The sequence below is a fragment of the Amycolatopsis sp. NPDC104587 genome, assembly GCF_055583645.1.
This window is the reverse complement of sequence record NZ_JBVJNO010000017.1, coordinates 97,416-112,270: the sequence shown is the minus strand read 5'-3', so window position 1 is coordinate 112,270 and position 14,855 is coordinate 97,416. Positions and strand designations below refer to the sequence as shown.

Annotated in this window: 13 protein-coding genes and 2 tRNA genes; 9 read left to right on the top strand and 6 right to left on the bottom strand. The window is 71.1% G+C overall.

All coding sequences use genetic code 11. The features are described 5' to 3' along the window. Positions 1–115: 115 nt before the first annotated feature. Complete coding sequence (locus ACZ61C_RS40415) at positions 116–472, bottom strand: winged helix-turn-helix transcriptional regulator (RefSeq protein ID WP_465313224.1); 357 nt, start codon at positions 470–472, stop codon at positions 116–118. Positions 473–539: 67 nt separating this feature from the next. Between ACZ61C_RS40415 and ACZ61C_RS40410 the strand changes: the two genes are divergently transcribed. Then, complete coding sequence (locus ACZ61C_RS40410) at positions 540–1,319, top strand: NAD(P)H-binding protein (protein WP_465313223.1); 780 nt, start codon at positions 540–542, stop codon at positions 1,317–1,319. A gap of 15 nt (positions 1,320–1,334) precedes the next feature. Here ACZ61C_RS40410 and ACZ61C_RS40405 read toward each other — a convergent pair whose 3' ends face one another. After that, on the bottom strand, positions 1,335–2,252 hold the full coding sequence (locus ACZ61C_RS40405) for a hypothetical protein (RefSeq protein WP_465313222.1): 918 nt from the start codon (positions 2,250–2,252) through the stop codon (positions 1,335–1,337). Beyond that, on the bottom strand, positions 2,237–2,764 hold the full coding sequence (locus ACZ61C_RS40400; RefSeq protein WP_465313221.1) for a hypothetical protein: 528 nt from the start codon (positions 2,762–2,764) through the stop codon (positions 2,237–2,239). The genes ACZ61C_RS40405 and ACZ61C_RS40400 overlap by 16 nt, the downstream gene beginning before the upstream one ends. A gap of 106 nt (positions 2,765–2,870) precedes the next feature. Here ACZ61C_RS40400 and ACZ61C_RS40395 point away from each other — a divergent pair, with 106 nt between their 5' ends. Both ACZ61C_RS40395 and ACZ61C_RS40390 read left to right on the top strand, forming a co-directional pair. Further along, a complete protein-coding gene (locus ACZ61C_RS40395; protein WP_465313220.1) occupies positions 2,871–3,251 on the top strand; it encodes a VOC family protein in 381 nt (126 codons plus the stop codon). A gap of 482 nt (positions 3,252–3,733) precedes the next feature. Continuing rightward, positions 3,734–4,141, top strand: a complete 408-nt coding sequence (locus ACZ61C_RS40390) for a trypsin-like serine peptidase (RefSeq protein WP_465313219.1) — start codon at positions 3,734–3,736, stop codon at positions 4,139–4,141. A 176-nt stretch (positions 4,142–4,317) separates the two neighbouring features. Here ACZ61C_RS40390 and ACZ61C_RS40385 read toward each other — a convergent pair. Then, positions 4,318–4,391, bottom strand: a tRNA-Pro gene (locus ACZ61C_RS40385). 82 nt (positions 4,392–4,473) lie between these two features. Between ACZ61C_RS40385 and ACZ61C_RS40380 the strand changes: the two genes are divergently transcribed. Then, positions 4,474–4,547, top strand: a tRNA-Gly gene (locus ACZ61C_RS40380). On the opposite strand, the gene ACZ61C_RS40375 is transcribed toward ACZ61C_RS40380, so the two are convergent. Further along, positions 4,499–9,160, bottom strand: coding sequence for a HAMP domain-containing protein (locus tag ACZ61C_RS40375; protein WP_465313302.1), 4,662 nt, complete (start codon positions 9,158–9,160; stop codon positions 4,499–4,501). The two genes, ACZ61C_RS40380 and ACZ61C_RS40375, sit on opposite strands and share 49 nt — an antisense overlap. 139 nt (positions 9,161–9,299) lie before the next feature. Here ACZ61C_RS40375 and ACZ61C_RS40370 point away from each other — a divergent pair, with 139 nt between their 5' ends. The 3 genes from ACZ61C_RS40370 to ACZ61C_RS40360 all read left to right on the top strand — a co-directional run bounded on the left by ACZ61C_RS40370 (position 9,300) and on the right by ACZ61C_RS40360 (position 11,770). Further along, positions 9,300–10,844, top strand: a complete 1,545-nt coding sequence (locus ACZ61C_RS40370) for a SpoIIE family protein phosphatase (protein WP_465313218.1) — start codon at positions 9,300–9,302, stop codon at positions 10,842–10,844. A gap of 90 nt (positions 10,845–10,934) precedes the next feature. Beyond that, positions 10,935–11,477, top strand: a complete 543-nt coding sequence (locus ACZ61C_RS40365) for a type 1 glutamine amidotransferase domain-containing protein (RefSeq protein ID WP_465313217.1) — start codon at positions 10,935–10,937, stop codon at positions 11,475–11,477. 128 nt (positions 11,478–11,605) lie between these two features. Then, complete coding sequence (locus tag ACZ61C_RS40360) at positions 11,606–11,770, top strand: hypothetical protein (RefSeq protein ID WP_465313216.1); 165 nt, start codon at positions 11,606–11,608, stop codon at positions 11,768–11,770. A gap of 71 nt (positions 11,771–11,841) precedes the next feature. Here the strand turns inward: ACZ61C_RS40360 and ACZ61C_RS40355 are convergent, their stop codons facing one another. Next, complete coding sequence (locus tag ACZ61C_RS40355) at positions 11,842–12,270, bottom strand: hypothetical protein (protein ID WP_465313301.1); 429 nt, start codon at positions 12,268–12,270, stop codon at positions 11,842–11,844. Between the two features lie 379 nt (positions 12,271–12,649). On the opposite strand from ACZ61C_RS40355, the gene ACZ61C_RS40350 reads away from it, so the two are divergent. Both ACZ61C_RS40350 and ACZ61C_RS40345 read left to right on the top strand, forming a co-directional pair. After that, complete coding sequence (locus tag ACZ61C_RS40350; RefSeq protein ID WP_465313215.1) at positions 12,650–13,747, top strand: sialidase family protein; 1,098 nt, start codon at positions 12,650–12,652, stop codon at positions 13,745–13,747. A 138-nt stretch (positions 13,748–13,885) separates the two neighbouring features. Then, the gene (locus tag ACZ61C_RS40345; RefSeq protein WP_465313214.1) at positions 13,886–14,725 is read left to right on the top strand and encodes an SAM-dependent methyltransferase; all 840 of its coding nucleotides are present in this window, start codon (positions 13,886–13,888) and stop codon (positions 14,723–14,725) included. Positions 14,726–14,855: the final 130 nt, after the last annotated feature.

The following is a 14,855-nucleotide window of genomic DNA, read 5'->3' as shown; positions in this document are numbered from 1 at the left end:
CTCCCCCCCCCCACCGTCCGACCCCCGGAACCCCGTCCGCTCTCCCCCCGTCCCACTCTGTGTCCGTGTGGGCCGTTCCTCTTCGGCTGGGACATCGGCGTTCCCCCCCAGGGGGCTACCGGCGTGCGTCGTAGGCCTGCCGCGCCGCTTCGACGTGCTCGAGGTTGCCCGACCACTCGGACAACGACGCGAACAGCGGGCCGAGGCTGCGGCCCAGCTCGCTGATCTCGTACTCCACCCGCGGCGGGACCTCGGGGTGGTAGGTGCGCACGACGAGGCCGTCGCGCTCCAGCTGCCGCAGCCGCTGGGTGAGCACCTTCGGGCTGATCGTCGCGATGCGGCGCTCCAGCTCCACGAACCGCTGCCGCCCGTACTCCTTGAGCGTCCACAGGATCGGGGTGGTCCAGCGGCTGAAGACGATGTCGACCACCGGGGCGATCGGACAGGCCAGCTCGGGTGTGGTTCCGGTCACGTTCGGGGCCTCCAGCCAATACTTTCTTCTAGGTACCTACTATACGTCGGAATGTAGCGTCGTCCGCATGATCGTAGTGACTGGAGCGACGGGAAACGTCGGACGACCGCTGGTCGAAGCTTTGACGGCGGCGGGGGAAGAAGTGCGGGCCGTGTCCCGCCGGGGGCCGGTGCCGGGGGATCTGTCGGACGCGTCGACGTTGCGTCCGGCTTTCGAAGGGGCGTCGGCGGTGTTCTTGTTGCTGCCGGGGGACTTCCGAGGTCCCTGGGAACCGGTGCTGGAGCAGGCGGCCGGGGCGCGGGTCGTGTTGTTGTCGTCGCAGGGGGTCGGAACCGGGCGGCACCCGGCGTTCTTCGAGGACGCGGTGCGCGCCTCGGGTCTACAGTGGACGATCCTGCGCCCGGGCGGGTTCGCGTCGAACGCGTTGCAGTGGGCGGAAAGCGTGCGGACCTCCCGGACGCTAGCCGCCCCGTTCGGCGACGTCGCCCTGCCGGTGATCGACCCGGCGGACATCGCGGCGGTGGCGGCCGCGGCTTTGCTGGACCCCGCCCACGCGGGCCGGACGTACGAGCTGACGGGCCCGGCCCCGGTGACTCCGCGCGAGCAAGCGGCGGCCATCGGCGAAGCGGTGGGAGAGTCCGTCGAGTTCGTTCCGCTGACCCGGGACGAGGCGCGGGCGGGCATGCTGGGTTTCATGCCGCCCGAGGTCGCGGACGCGACACTGGACATCCTCGGCACCCCGACGGCGGCGGAGCAGCGGGTGAGTCCCGACGTCGAAGCGGTGCTGGGCCGCCCACCGCGCCCGTTCGCGGACTGGGCGGCGCGCACCGCGGCGGCGTTCAAGTGACGAACTGATCGCCGGTCAGCAGATGTGGTCGCGAGTTGTGCCGTTCGGCGCGAACTCCAGGCGGACGTCGGCCGAGGACGGGAGCAGGATCGCCGTGCCGTCCGCGCGGTTCCACTCGCGGGGCAGCAGCAGTGACGTCCCGCCCGCCTGGAGGACCAGCACGAGGCCGTCGTAGCGGAAGCGGTACTGGGCGTCCGGCGCGCACGGGGTGATCCGCACCCCGCGCGTCCGGACGCCGAGGTCCTTGCCGCTGAACACCGCGGTTTCGGCCATCTTCGGCAGCGCGACCTCGTACTCGTAGGCCCGCAGCTCGCCGACGGCCGCGGAGTAGTCCGTCACCGCCCAGAACGAGCCGACGGTGACGAGCACGAAGGTGAACGTCCATTGCACGACGGCCGCCGTCGGGGAGCCGCGGCGGCCGGTGCGGGCCTGGTGCAGGCGGTCGGCCAGCGGGAAGAACGTGAACCCGACGGCGATGCACAGGCCGGGCAGGCCGGGGAACCGGTACAGCAGGGCCGGCGCGGCGAGGCCGGTCAGGCCCAGCCCGACCAGCGCGACACCGGCCACGGCGAGCACCGGCACGGCCCGGCGCAGCAGCGTCTGCCAGGCCTTCGGGGAGAGCCGCGCTTCCAGGAACCGGTGCGTCCAGAGCGCGGCGAGCCCGACGGCGGCGACCGCGGTGATGGGCACGGTCATCCCGTCGGTGGCGCGGATCAGGTAGTCGGACACCGACAGGCCGAGCACCGAGTAGTGGACGCCGAACCACCGGCAGAAGGCGTTGGCGTGCTGCGTCCCGAAGTAGAAGAGCAGGGCGGTCAGCACGGTGGTCGGCGCGAGGATGGAGCTGAACACCTTCAGCGCCCGCGACGGCGCCTCGCTGCTGACGGGCGCCGGCCGCCCGGCCAGGCGGCGCGCGGTCAGGCGGGGTCGCACAGGTTGTTGACGACCCAAGTGATTGTGCCTCCCTCGGAGAGCGGGTCCGGGATGTCCTTGCCGCCGACCAGGCAGTCGACGTCGTCCTGGCCCAGGGTGGGGTCGACCCGGAAGGCGTTCTTGATGCAGGCGTCGTGCGCGGGGCAGATCGAGCGGTAGAAGTCGTCGACGGCGAAGTCGGCGAAGGGCTGCCCGGTCATCTGCTCGATGCTGCGCCGGTCCCCGGAGCCGAGCACCCACCGATCCGGCGGCTTCGGCGGTGGCGGTGCTGCCGTCGTTTTTGCCGGCGGCTTCGCGGTCGTCGTCGCGGCCGAAGTGGAGGCGTGCGTCGGTGGTGCCATGGCGCTCGAGACCGGGACGGCGGTGGTGGTCGTGGGGGCTTCCGCGGTCGTCGCGGTGCTCGGGACCAGCGCCAGCGCGCTGGACAGCGGGGCGGAGCTGGGTTCGGGAGCACGTCCACAGGCCGCGACCGCCACGGCGACGAGGACGAGCGAGGGGATCGCTCTGGGCATCGGACACCACCTCTCCGTGAGATGAGTCGTCAGAAGGCGGGAAAATACAACAAGATCGGGCTTTTCAGGAGACGTCCGCCGAGTCGAAGCCCCGTACGGTCGACCCATGGCTGCCTACTGGACGCTGGTGTGCGACGCCGAAGACGTCGAGCGCACGGCAGGTTTTTGGGCGCTGGCACTGGGTTACGTGCCGGAGCCGGGATTCGACAAGCCCGACAACGCCTCGATCGTCGACCCGTCCGGGGTGGGCCCGACGATCGGATTCGTGAAGGCGGCGGGAAAGACGGTGAAGAACCGCTTGCACCTGGATATCAGGGTCGCCGGCCGGGGGCCGTGGGACATGGCGGAGCGGGGACGCCTGATCGGCGCGAAGGTGCCTGAGTTGGTGGCTGCGGGCGCGACGGTGGTGCGTGAGGCGCGTGACGGGGAGAACCTCGACTACGTGATGATGCTGGACCCGGAGGGCAACGAGTTCTGCGTCGCCTGAGCCGAGCCAGTTCCCGTTGACGCGGACCTGGGTGCAGGTTCTCGGGCAACGTCTTGATCAGCACGCGAGGGCGGACACACAGTGAGTTCCCGGGGCTCCCAAGCCCGCGGAACTGGAGGCACGAGAATGTCCGCATCACTCGCGAAGGTGGCTGCGCTCACTGCCGCCCTTCTGCTCACGGGGTCGCTCGATCCGTACCCGACGCGAAGGCGCTCCTGCCGGGAACACTGCCTGGTAAGGAATTGGCAGCCGGCGCGGCGCCCAACGCGACTGTCGGGCGGCTTTTTCACAGCGGTACCTCCGAATGCACGGCAAGCGTGCTGACGGGCCGGCGCCACGACCTGATCATCACCGCAGGCCACTGCGTCTCCCCAGGAGACGGCACGGGCCCGTATCCCACCATCAGGTTCTATCCCGGATTCGCGCCGGGAGGCACGGAAGACCCGCCGTTCGGCAGTTTCACGGCGACGAGCGTCGTGACGATGTCCGGCTGGCAGGACCACGGCTGGTCGGCGTGGGACGTGGCGATCGTCCAGCTCGGACCCAACGAGTTCGGGCAGAACGTCGGTGACGCCGTCGGGTCGTGGAACGGGCTCATGGTCGACCAGCCGCTCGAGGCCGACCGCACGGTCTGGGGTTACCGGCTGGACAACACGCAGCAGGTGTGCTCGGGAACGACGGCTCGCTGGCTCATCCCGCCGGACAACCAGCTCAAGATCCCGTGCGTTTTCCAGGCCGGGGCCAGTGGCGGACCGTGGTTGCAGGTGTACGGCAGCGGCAGCAGCCTCGGCTACGTCAACGGCGTCATCAGCACCGGCGGTGACGGCAAGGTCATCTCGCCCTACTTCGACGACGACGTGCTCGGGATGTGGCAGCTGGCGAACTCGTAGTCACCGGGGTGGAACCAGACGCCGACGGGGGACGACGAAGTCTGTCTCCGGCGCGCCGATCGCGCCGGAGGCAGGTCCGGCGCCACGAGGCGAAGTGTCACCAAGCGCTGTGCCGGCTCCCGAGCCGGATCGGCCGACACGAAAAAGGGCTGAATCCGCAGATCCAGCCCTTGTCGTCGGGATGACAGGATTTGAACCTGCGACCCTCCGCTCCCAAAGCGGATGCGCTACCAAGCTGCGCCACATCCCGGTCCCGCCCCCCGAGGGGGGTGTGTGATCAGAGTAGCGGGTCACGCTAAGCTGGCCACGCACCCGGGTCCCTCCGGGGGCACGCGGGTGTAGCTCAATGGTAGAGCCCTAGTCTTCCAAACTAGCTACGCGGGTTCGATTCCCGTCACCCGCTCCAAAGGACGCGGCGTCCGCTTCCAACGACGTCGCGATCACGTCCAGCAGCTTGTCCGTGTCCACCGGCTTCGTGATGTACTCGTCCGCGCCGCTGGCCAGCGTGCGGGCCCTGTCCTCCGGGGTCGCCTTGGCCGTCACCGCGATCACCGGCAGGTCCGCGTTGGCCGCTTCGGCTCGGATGGCCGCGATCGTCGCGTTGCCGTCGAGCTCCGGCATCATCACGTCCATCAGGACCAGCGCCGTGTCCTCGTGGAGCTCCAAGGCCCGGATGCCGTCGACGCCCGTCTCCGCGTAGACCACCTCCAGGCCCGCCTGCTCCAGGACCGCCGCCAGCGCGAACACGTTGCGGAGGTCGTCGTCGACGATCAGGACCTTTTCGCCGTGGAAGCGCTTCGGGGCGATGTCGGGGGCCGCCACCAGGAGGGTGCTCGGGACCGGGGGCAGGCGCGGTGACGACAGCGCCGTCACCGCCGGGTCGACCAGGTTGGCCGCCGCCACCGGGAGGTACAGCGTGAACGTCGATCCGACGCCCGGTTCGCTGACCACGCGGAGCTCACCCCCGAGCAGCTCGGTCAGCTGCTGGCTGATGTTCAGCCCCAGGCCGGTGCCGCCGTACTTGCGGCTCGTGGTGCCGTCCGCCTGGCGGAACGCCTCGAAGATGACCGCCAGCTTCTCCTCCGGGATGCCGATCCCGGTGTCCTCGACGGCGAACGCGACGATGCCGGGCGCGTTCCGCAGCGCCTCCTGCTCCACCTCCGCCGGGTCCGCGGCCCGGATGTGGAGCCGGACGCCGCCCTCGTTGGTGAACTTCGCCGCGTTGGACAGCAGGTTGCGGAGGATCTGCTGCAGCCGGTGCTCGTCGGTGTGGACGCTCCCGGGCACCGGCGGGTCGATGTGGACCGCGAACTCCAGCCCCTTGTCCGCGGTCAGCGGCCGGCACAGGGACTCGACGTAGTCCACCAGCTCGGGCAGCGTGATGTCCGACATCTGCATGTCGAGCCGGCCCGCCTCGACCTTCGCCAGGTCGAGGATGTCGTTGATCAGCTGCTGCAGGTCCGACCCGGCCGCGTAGATCGTCTTCGCGAACTGGATCTGCTTCTCCGTCAGGTTGCCCTCGGGGTTCTCCGACAGCAGCTTCGCGAGGATCAACGCGCTGTTCAACGGCGTCCGCAGCTCGTGGGACATGTTCGCCATGAACTCGGTCTTGTACTGCGACGCCACCGTCAGCTGCCCGGCGCGCTCCTCCAGCTCCTGGCGCGCCTGCTCGATCTCGCTGTTCTTGACCTCGATGTCGCGGTTCTGCTGGGCGAGCAGCGCGGCCTTCTCGGCGAGCTCGGTGTTGGACCGCCGCAGCTCGCCCTGCTGGGCCTGCAGCTGCTCGGACCGGGCTCGCAGCTCCTGCGCCAGCCGCTGCGACTCCGTGAGCAGCGCTTCGGTCCGCGAGTTCGACAGGATCGTGTTGACGTTGACGCCGATCGTGTGCCGCAGCTGCTCCAGCAGGTCCTGGTGCACCGTGCTGAGCTCGTTGACCGAGGCCAGCTCCAGCACCCCCAGCACCTCGCCCTGGAACAGGACCGGCAGCACGATGAGGTTCACCGGCGACGCCGAGCCGAGCCCGGACGAGATCAGCGCGTACTCCGGCGGCGCGTTGTGGACCAGGATCGTGCGCTGGTCGACGGCGGCCTGCCCGATCAGCGACTCGCCGATCGCGAACCGCAGCCCGGCGCGGGACTGCGCGAGGCCGTAGGCGGCGATGCACTCCAGCACCGTGCCGTCGCGGTCGTCGTCGCGGGCCAGGAAGAACGCGCCCTGCTGCGCGCGGACCAGCGGCGCCAGCTCGGACAGGATGAGCGCCGCCACCGACGCGAGGTCGCGGTGGCCCTGCATCCGGCCCGACAGCTGCGCGAGGTTCGTCTTCAGCCAGTCCTGCTCGCGGTTGGTCCTCGTCGTCTCCTTGAGGTTCGCGATCATCTGGTTGATGTTGTCCTTGAGGTCGGACACCTCACCGGACGCGTCGACCGCGATGTGCCGGGTCAGGTCGCCGGCCGTCACCGCCGTCGCCACCTGTGCGATCGCGCGGACCTGCGTGGTCAGGTTCCCGGCCAGCTGGTTCACGCTCTCGGTGAGCCGCTGCCAGGTGCCGGACACGCCGTCGACCTCGGCCTGGCCGCCCAGCTTGCCCTCGGTGCCGACCTCGCGCGCCACGCGCGTGACCTCCGAGGCGAACGCCGAGAGCTGGTCGACCATCGTGTTCATCGTGGTCTTGAGCTCGAGTATCTCGCCGCGGGCGTCGACGTCGATCTTCTTCGTCAGGTCGCCCCGCGCGACCGCGGTGGTCACCTGCGAGATGTTGCGGACCTGGCTGGTCAGGTTGTGCGCCATGAAGTTGACGTTCTCGGTCAGGTCCTTCCAGGTCCCGGCGACGCCGGGGACGCGGGCTTGGCCGCCGAGGATGCCTTCGGTGCCGACCTCGCGCGAGACGCGGGTGACCTCGTCGGCGAACGCGCGCAGCGTCTCGACCATGCCGTTCAGCGTCTCGGCCAGCGCCGCGACCTCACCTTGGGCGACGATCGAGATCTTCTTCGACAGGTCGCCGTTGGCCACGCCGGCCGCGACCGTGGCGATGCTGCGCACCTGGTCGGTCAGGTTGGTGGCCATGACGTTGACGTTGTCGGTGAGGTCCTTCCAGGTGCCCGCGACCCCGCGGACGGTGGCCTGGCCGCCGAGCTTGCCTTCGGTGCCGACCTCGCGGGCCACTCGGGTGACTTCGTCCGCGAACGCGGACAGCTGGTCCACCATCGTGTTGAGCGTGGTCTTGAGCTCGAGGATCTCGCCGCGCGCGTCGACCGAGATCTTCTGCGTCAGGTCGCCCTTCGCGACCGCCGACGTCACCGTGGCGATGTTCCGGACCTGGTCGGTCAGGTTGTTCGCCATGAAGTTGACGTTGTCGGTGAGGTCCTTCCACGTCCCGGCGACGCCGGGCACCGTGGCCTGGCCGCCGAGCTTGCCTTCGGTGCCGACCTCACGCGCCACTCGGGTGACTTCGTCCGCGAACGCGGACAGCTGGTCCACCATCGTGTTGAGCGTGGTCTTGAGTTCGAGGATCTCGCCGCGCGCGTCCACCGCGATCTTCTGCGTCAGGTCGCCGCGCGCGACGGCCGTCGCGACCTGGGCGATGTTGCGGACCTGGGTGGTCAGGTTGTTCGCCATGAAGTTCACCGAGCCGGTGAGGTCGCGCCAGGTGCCGGCGACGCCGGGGACCTGCGCCTGCCCGCCCAGCTGACCCTCGGTGCCCACCTCGCGGGCCACCCGGGTGACTTCGTCCGCGAAGGCGGACAGCTGGTCCACCATGGTGTTCATGGTCGTCTTGAGCTCGAGGATCTCGCCCCGGGCGTCGACGGTGATCTTCTGGGTCAGGTCGCCCTTCGCCACGGCCGTGGTCACGTGCGAGATGTTGCGGACCTGGTCGGTGAGGTTGTCGGCCATCCCGTTGACGGAGTCGGTGAGGCTGCGCCACGTCCCGGCCGCGCCGGCCACCTCGGCCTGGCCGCCGAGCTTGCCCTCGGAGCCGACCTCCCGCGCCACCCGCGTGACTTCGCCGGCGAACGCGGAGAGCTGGTCGACCATCGTGTTGAGCGTGTTCTTCAGCTGGAGGATCTCGCCGCGCGCGTCGACGTCGATCTTCTTCGTCAGGTCGCCGTTGGCCACCGCGGTCGCCACCAGCGAGATCCCGCGGACCTGGTCGGTCAGGTTGTCGGCCATCTGGTTGACCGAGTCGGTGAGGTCGCGCCAGGTCCCGGCGACGCCGGCGACCTGCGCCTGGCCGCCCAGCTTGCCGTCGGAACCCACCTCGCGGGAGACGCGGGTGACCTCGTCGGCGAACGAGGAGAGCTGGTCCACCATGGTGTTGATGGTGTTCTTGAGCTCGAGGATCTCGCCGCGGGCGTCGACGGTGATCTTCTGGGTCAGGTCGCCGCGCGCGACGGCCGTGGTGACCTGGGCGATGTTGCGGACCTGGTCGGTCAGGTTGTCGGCCATCCCGTTGACCGAGTCGGTCAGGTCGCGCCAGGTGCCGGACACGCCCGGGACGACCGCCTGCCCGCCGAGACGTCCCTCACCCGCGATCTCGCCGGAGAGCCTCGTCACTTCGGCGGCGAAGCGCGACAGCTGCGCGATGAGGCCGTTGACCGTCTTCGCCAGGGCCGCGTACGCGCCCTGCAGCGGACGGCCGTCGAGGGTCATGGTCATCGGCTGGCCGAGGTCACCCTCCGCGACGGCGCCGAGCACGCGGTCCAGCTCGATCGTGGGGCGCGTGAGGTCCTCGACCAGGCCGTTGACGCTGTCCACGGCGGTGGTCCAGCCGCCCGGGCCGACCTCCGCCTCCACGCGCTCGCTGAGCCTGCCGTCCTGGCCGACCGCGGCGCGGACCCGCAGCAGCTCGCTGACCAGCCGCTGGTTGCGCTCGGCGATGTCGTTGAACGCCACCGCGAGCTGGGCCGAGATGCCGTCGCCGTGCGGCACGAGCCGCCGGCGGAAGTTGCCGTCCCCGAGATCCCGCACCGCGACGAGCAGCCGTTCCAGCGCGGCCGCTTCGCTCTGGGATTCCGTTGTCATGTGTGCCGACCCTCTCCACCACGCATGCGCCAGCCATGGTCCTCGACCCAGCGTGTCATGATTCGCCCTACACTTCGAGCCAGTCCGCCCGCTCACGCGGTAGCCGTGCGATAGCAGTCCGGAGGCAGGAGGTCCGTGCATGGTGTCACGTCCGGCCCCGGCGTCGGCGGCCCTGCCACCGATGACGGCCGATGACGCGCCGCCGGGCTTCGACGCCTTCGGGCGGGCGGTCCTCGAAGACGTCCGTGACGCCGTGTTCCTGCAGGATGTCGAGGGTGTGCTGCGCTGGGCGAACCCCGCCGCGCACACGCTGACCGGGGGCGTCGAGCCCCGCCTGCACCCGGTCGCCGAGACCTCCGGACACGTGGAAGTCGGCGGTCGCCGCCGCCCCGCGCGGGTCCGTGCGCTGCCTGGCGGCTGGCACGCCTGGACGGTCCCCGCCGAGGACGTCCCGCAGCGGCACGTGGGCGACTTCCTGGCCGACGCCGGTCCCCGGCTGGCCGCCGCGCGAGGGCGGCACGGCACCGCCCGGGTGATCGCCGAGCTGGCCGCGTCCGCGCTCGCCGACACCGTTTTTGTGCTGCTGCCGACCACCCGCGGGCGGTGGGAGTGGTGGAGCAGCGAGCGGCCGGCCGCGCCGGGGCACGGGCGGATCCGCCGGGTCCCCGCCCAGGTCGCGCCGGTGCTGGCGGCGACCTTCGCGGCCGCCGGCAAGCCGGAGTCCGCCGCCGTTCCGGCCGCCGAGGTCGCCACGCTGCCCTCGATGGTGGCCGACCGGTTCGCCGGGCACGCCGAGGTGACCGTGGTCTCGCTGGGCCAGAGCGCGGGCGCCGGCGCCCTGCTGCTGGGCCGCCGCGCGGACCCGGAGTTCGGCGCCGAGCAGGCCCGCGCCGAGGCGCAGTTCGCCCTGGCCGCCGGGACGGCCCTGGCCAACGCCCAGCGCTACGCCCGCCAGGAAGAGGCGACCCGCGGGCTCGAGACCACCCTGCGCCCGGTCGACCCGCCCGAGCTCGACGGCGCCCGCTTCGAGACCTGGTACGAGCCGGCCGGCGGGGTGCTCGCGGTCGGCGGCGACTTCTTCGACGTCCTCGCCCACGAGGACGGCAGCGCGTTCCTCGTGCTCGGCGACATCTGCGGCAAGGGACCGGAGGCCGCGGCGCTGACCGGCCGGGTCCGGCACGCGCTGACCGCGCTCGCGATGGTCGAGCGCGACGGCCGGACGCTGCTGCGGCTGCTCAACGAGCTCCTCATCGCCGGCGGCAGCAGCCGGTTCGCCACCCTGGTGCTCGGCACGGCCAAGCCGGTCGACGGCGGCGTCGACCTGACGCTGGCCTCCGGCGGGCACCCGGCGCCGCTGATCGTCCGCCGGGCGGGGACCGTCGAGGAGGTCACCGTCCCGGGCACGCTGGTCGGGATCTCGCCGCAGGCGCGCTTCGCCGAGGCGCAGGTGCGGCTGGGGCCCGGCGACCTGTGCCTGCTCTACACCGACGGCATCACCGAGGCCCGCAACCGGCACGACCAGGCGGAGCTCTTCGGCGACGACCGGCTGCGCGCGGTCCTGACGGCCGCGGCCGGCCAGCCCGCCCGGGAGGTCGTGCGGCGGCTGCGGCAGGCCGTGCGCGACTGGCTCGGCAGCTCCGCCCACGACGACATCGCGGTGCTCGCCGTGGAGTGCGCGGACTGACCCACCGTCCTCAATGGAGCGAGTTTGGCCGCCCTCCGAGGGGGTAACTCCCCTCGTGCACGCGCATTTTCCCAGACGGAGGAGTTCTCCATGGCCAACGCACTGCAGGGTCGTCGTGTCGCGATCCTGGCCGCGGACGGCGTCGAGCAGGTCGAACTGGAGCAGCCGCGCCAGGCCGTCCTCGACGAGGGCGCCACGGTCGAGCTCGTGTCCCTCGACACCGGCGAGATCCAGGCGATGAACGGCGACATCGACAAGGGCGACCGGTTCCCGGTCGACCGGAAGGTGGCCGACGTCGGCATCGGCGACTTCGACGCGCTGCTGCTGCCCGGCGGCACGATGAACCCGGACAACCTGCGCACGAACCCGGACGCGGTCAAGTTCGTCGGCGACTTCGTGCGGGCCGGCAAGCCGGTCGGGGTGATCTGCCACGGTCCGTGGACGCTCGTCGAAGCGGATGTCGTACGTGGCCGCACGCTGACGTCGTACCCGAGCATCCGGACCGACATCCGTAACGCCGGCGGCACGGTCGTCGACGAAGAGGTTGTCGTGGACAACGGCCTGGTCTCCAGCCGCAACCCGGACGACCTGCCGGCGTTCTGCCGCACGGTCGTGCGCGAGTTCGCCGGCTGACGGACGTCCTCTGTGGACAGTCACCCGGACGTGTCCTTAAGTCCGGCTTAAATTTGTTGGTGTTCGGCGCCCCGGTGGAGGACGCTGAAGGTGTGACCTGGATCGCCCGCGGAGAGGAGGTGGACGCGATGACTGTGCAGGCAAGGCGCTACGGCCGGTGGTGCCGTGAGCACTTCGACGCGACGGCCGCCGAGGGCGTTCCCGAACCCCGGGGCGTCGAAACGGCCGAGCAGACCCGGCCCGAGCCCAGCCCGGAGCCCGTTCAACCCGGCACCGAACAGCCCCAGCGCTGATCCGTCCGGACGTGAAAAGCGCCTCCCCGGCCGGGGAGGCGCTCTTTTTGTGCCTTTTTGTGGCTTTTCGGTCAGCGATAGCTGCGGCGGCGGTACCAGACCCGCCTGGGTCCGGGCGCGCCGATGCGCGTGATGACGTCGGTCAGCACGGCCCCGATGACCAGCCAGATGACCGCGGCCAGGCCGTCGTTGCAGAACACCCGGAACTTCTCGGAGTCCGGCGTGAAGAGGTCGCGCAGCCCGAGCGAGACGCCGGCCGACCACTCGGAGATCAGGTGCGCGAAGCCGTTCGCCGCGTTCGCCTCGCCGAACACCAGCACGATGTGCACGGCGAGCACCAGCGCGAACACCGCGCACACGAGGTGGATCAGAGCGTTGACCGTGCGGACGATCCGCAGGCGCGCGGGCGTCCGCTCCACGACTTCTTCGGTCGCGGCGGGCTCGTACCGCGGTTCGTACGGCTGCTCGTACGGCTGCTCGGGCGGAGGGGGATACGGCATCGTCGTCGCCGTCCTTTCGAGGAGTCCGATGTGGACGGACATGGGCGTACGGTGGCACCGGGGAATACCCGTCACCCGGGTGAGCGAAACCGAGCAGGTCGCCGAAGGCGGTCCGGATCGGCAGGCGGTACCGGATCGCGGCGACGGTCGTCGCGTCGGCGGATGGGGTGCGCGGGCTCTGCGCGTCGAGACGATCTATGACGGGAGCGCGCCACGATGAAAGTCACCGTGCTCGGCGACCTCGCCGCCGGTGCCGACCTGCGCAGGCTGCACGCCGGATTCGCCGAGAACCTGACCTGAGCCGATCCCGCGCTGAGCCGCGCGGTGGAACCTCCTGCGGGGCGGGCAACCCCGCCCCGCTCGGGACGTCCACGTGATCATGACAAGTCCCCGGCGCTCGGCGCTGCTGGTGTCCGTCCTCGCTTTCCTGGCCTTCTTCGCCTCGCCCGCGGCGGCGGAAACCGTGGTGCCGGCCGGGTTCCGGCCCGCCTCGACGAGCTGGACCGGTCCTGACACCGGCTACGTCCTGGGGTACGCGCCGTGCGGGAAGTCGTGGTGTCCCGCGTTGGCCGGCACCAGCGACGGCGGGCGGCACTGGCGGCGGCTCGGCGCGCCGCCGATGCTCTTGCCGGACAACCACAACCACGTCGCGCTCACGTTCGTCAGCGACCGCGTCGCGTACGTCGACGACGGCGTGCACGTGCGCACGACCCGCGACGGCGGTGCGAGCTGGCACCCGGTCGGGGTGGTCGGCGCGCGGGAACCGTTCTACCTCTCGAAGATCACCGAAACCGGCGGCCGCGTCTTCGCGGTGGTCACGACCTACGGCGAAGGCCGCGGCTCGACGCGGCTGTACTCGGCGGCCGCCGGCTCGCCGGTGCTGGTCCCGGTGCCCGGGTTCGCCGTCAGCGGCGGCATCACCTACGGCGACCTGGCCGTCGGCGGTGGACTGCAGGTCGCGCTCGGCGCGGACTACACGACGGAGGAGTACTGGACCTCGCGGGACGGCGTCCGCTTCACCCGCGCCGATCCGCCGTGCCCGGCGGGGTCGGTCGCGTCGCTCGCCGGGGTGCGGGACCGGCAGGTCGTGGCCTTGTGCAGCAGCAGCCCCGGTTCGCCGCAGCCCGGCTCGACCGAGCGCCGGCTGCGGCACGCGCCGTCGCTCGGCGGGGTGTTCACCGGGAGTGACGCGGCGCCGTTCCTCGGGATCACCCAGGGTTTCGGCGCGGCCTCGCCGACGTCCGCGACGGTCGCGGCGATCGGCGGTGGCACCGGGTTCCTGCACAGCACGGCCGACGGTGGCCGCACCTGGAAGACGACCGTGCTCTCCGAACGCGGCCTCGGGCTGACCGATCTGGACTTCCCGGGCCGGGGCACCGGGGTGGTCGTCGACGGGCAGCCGGACGCGGACGGTGGCTCCGCGCTGTATCGGACCACGGATGGCGCAACCACTTGGCACGAGGTGGTGATCGGGTAATACGCCCTGGCAGGGAAGGCCCTTCGGCCCGGTTCACTTGGTGAACGCCATGTCGTAGTCTGAGCACTGTCCGTTGCCGGACAAGGTGGGCGAGCCCGGGCAGGAGCTCGCCGGCCACGACGAGTGGGAGAGCAGCCGATGACGCCTGGCGACCTGCGGTCCGGAACCGGGGGAGGCGCCGCTTCCCTCGATTTCAGCAAGGCGAGCCTGGCGAGGTTGTCCGACGCGCTCCTCGGCGGGCACGACCACTACGAGGTCGACCGCGAAGCGATGCGACGGCTGCTGGCGATCGCGCCGGGCGCGCAGGCGATGGCGAGGGAACACCGTGAGTGGCTGGTGCGCTCGGTGCGGTTCCTCGCCGGGAAACGCGGCATCGACCAGTTCCTCGACCTCGGCTCCGGCATGCCCACCGCGGAGAACACCCACCAGGTGGCCCAGCGGTACAACCCGGACGCGCAGGTGGTCTACGTAGACAACGACCCGGTGGTGCAGGTGCACGGGCGGGCGCTGCTCGAGGAGAACTACCTGACCCACGTGACCGGCGCGGACCTGACCCGGCCCGCCGAGGCGCTGGCCGACGAGGTCGTCAAGGAGTACCTGGACTTTTCGCGGCCGGTCGCGCTGATGCTGACGTCGATCGTCCACCACATCGACGACTACGACCGGGCGAAGCGCATCGTCGCGGAGTACGTCGACGCGCTCGCGCCCGGGTCGTACCTGCTGCTCACGCACCACTTCGACCCGGAAGAGGACTCGCCGCGCCAAGAGCTCGCGCGGCTGCTGGAGACGAGCTTCCAGGGCACCGGGCTGGGCAGCGTCCACCGCACCCGCGAGGAGATCACGGGATTCTTCGACGGCACGGAGCTGCTTCGCCCGGGGCTGGTCTACCTGCACGAATGGTGGCCGGACGGCCCGCGGCTGCACTCGCTGTCCGAACTGAACTTCCTGACGCTGGGCGGAGTCGCCCGCAAGCAGTGACGTGGTCGTGGGGGGGGGGGGGGGGGGGGGGAAAAAGGCCCCCCACCCACCAGGGGCGGGGGGCGGGTGGGGGGCGTGGTTTTGGGTGGGTGGGCTCTCCCGCGGGCATAGGGGGGGGGGAGCCCAGCCC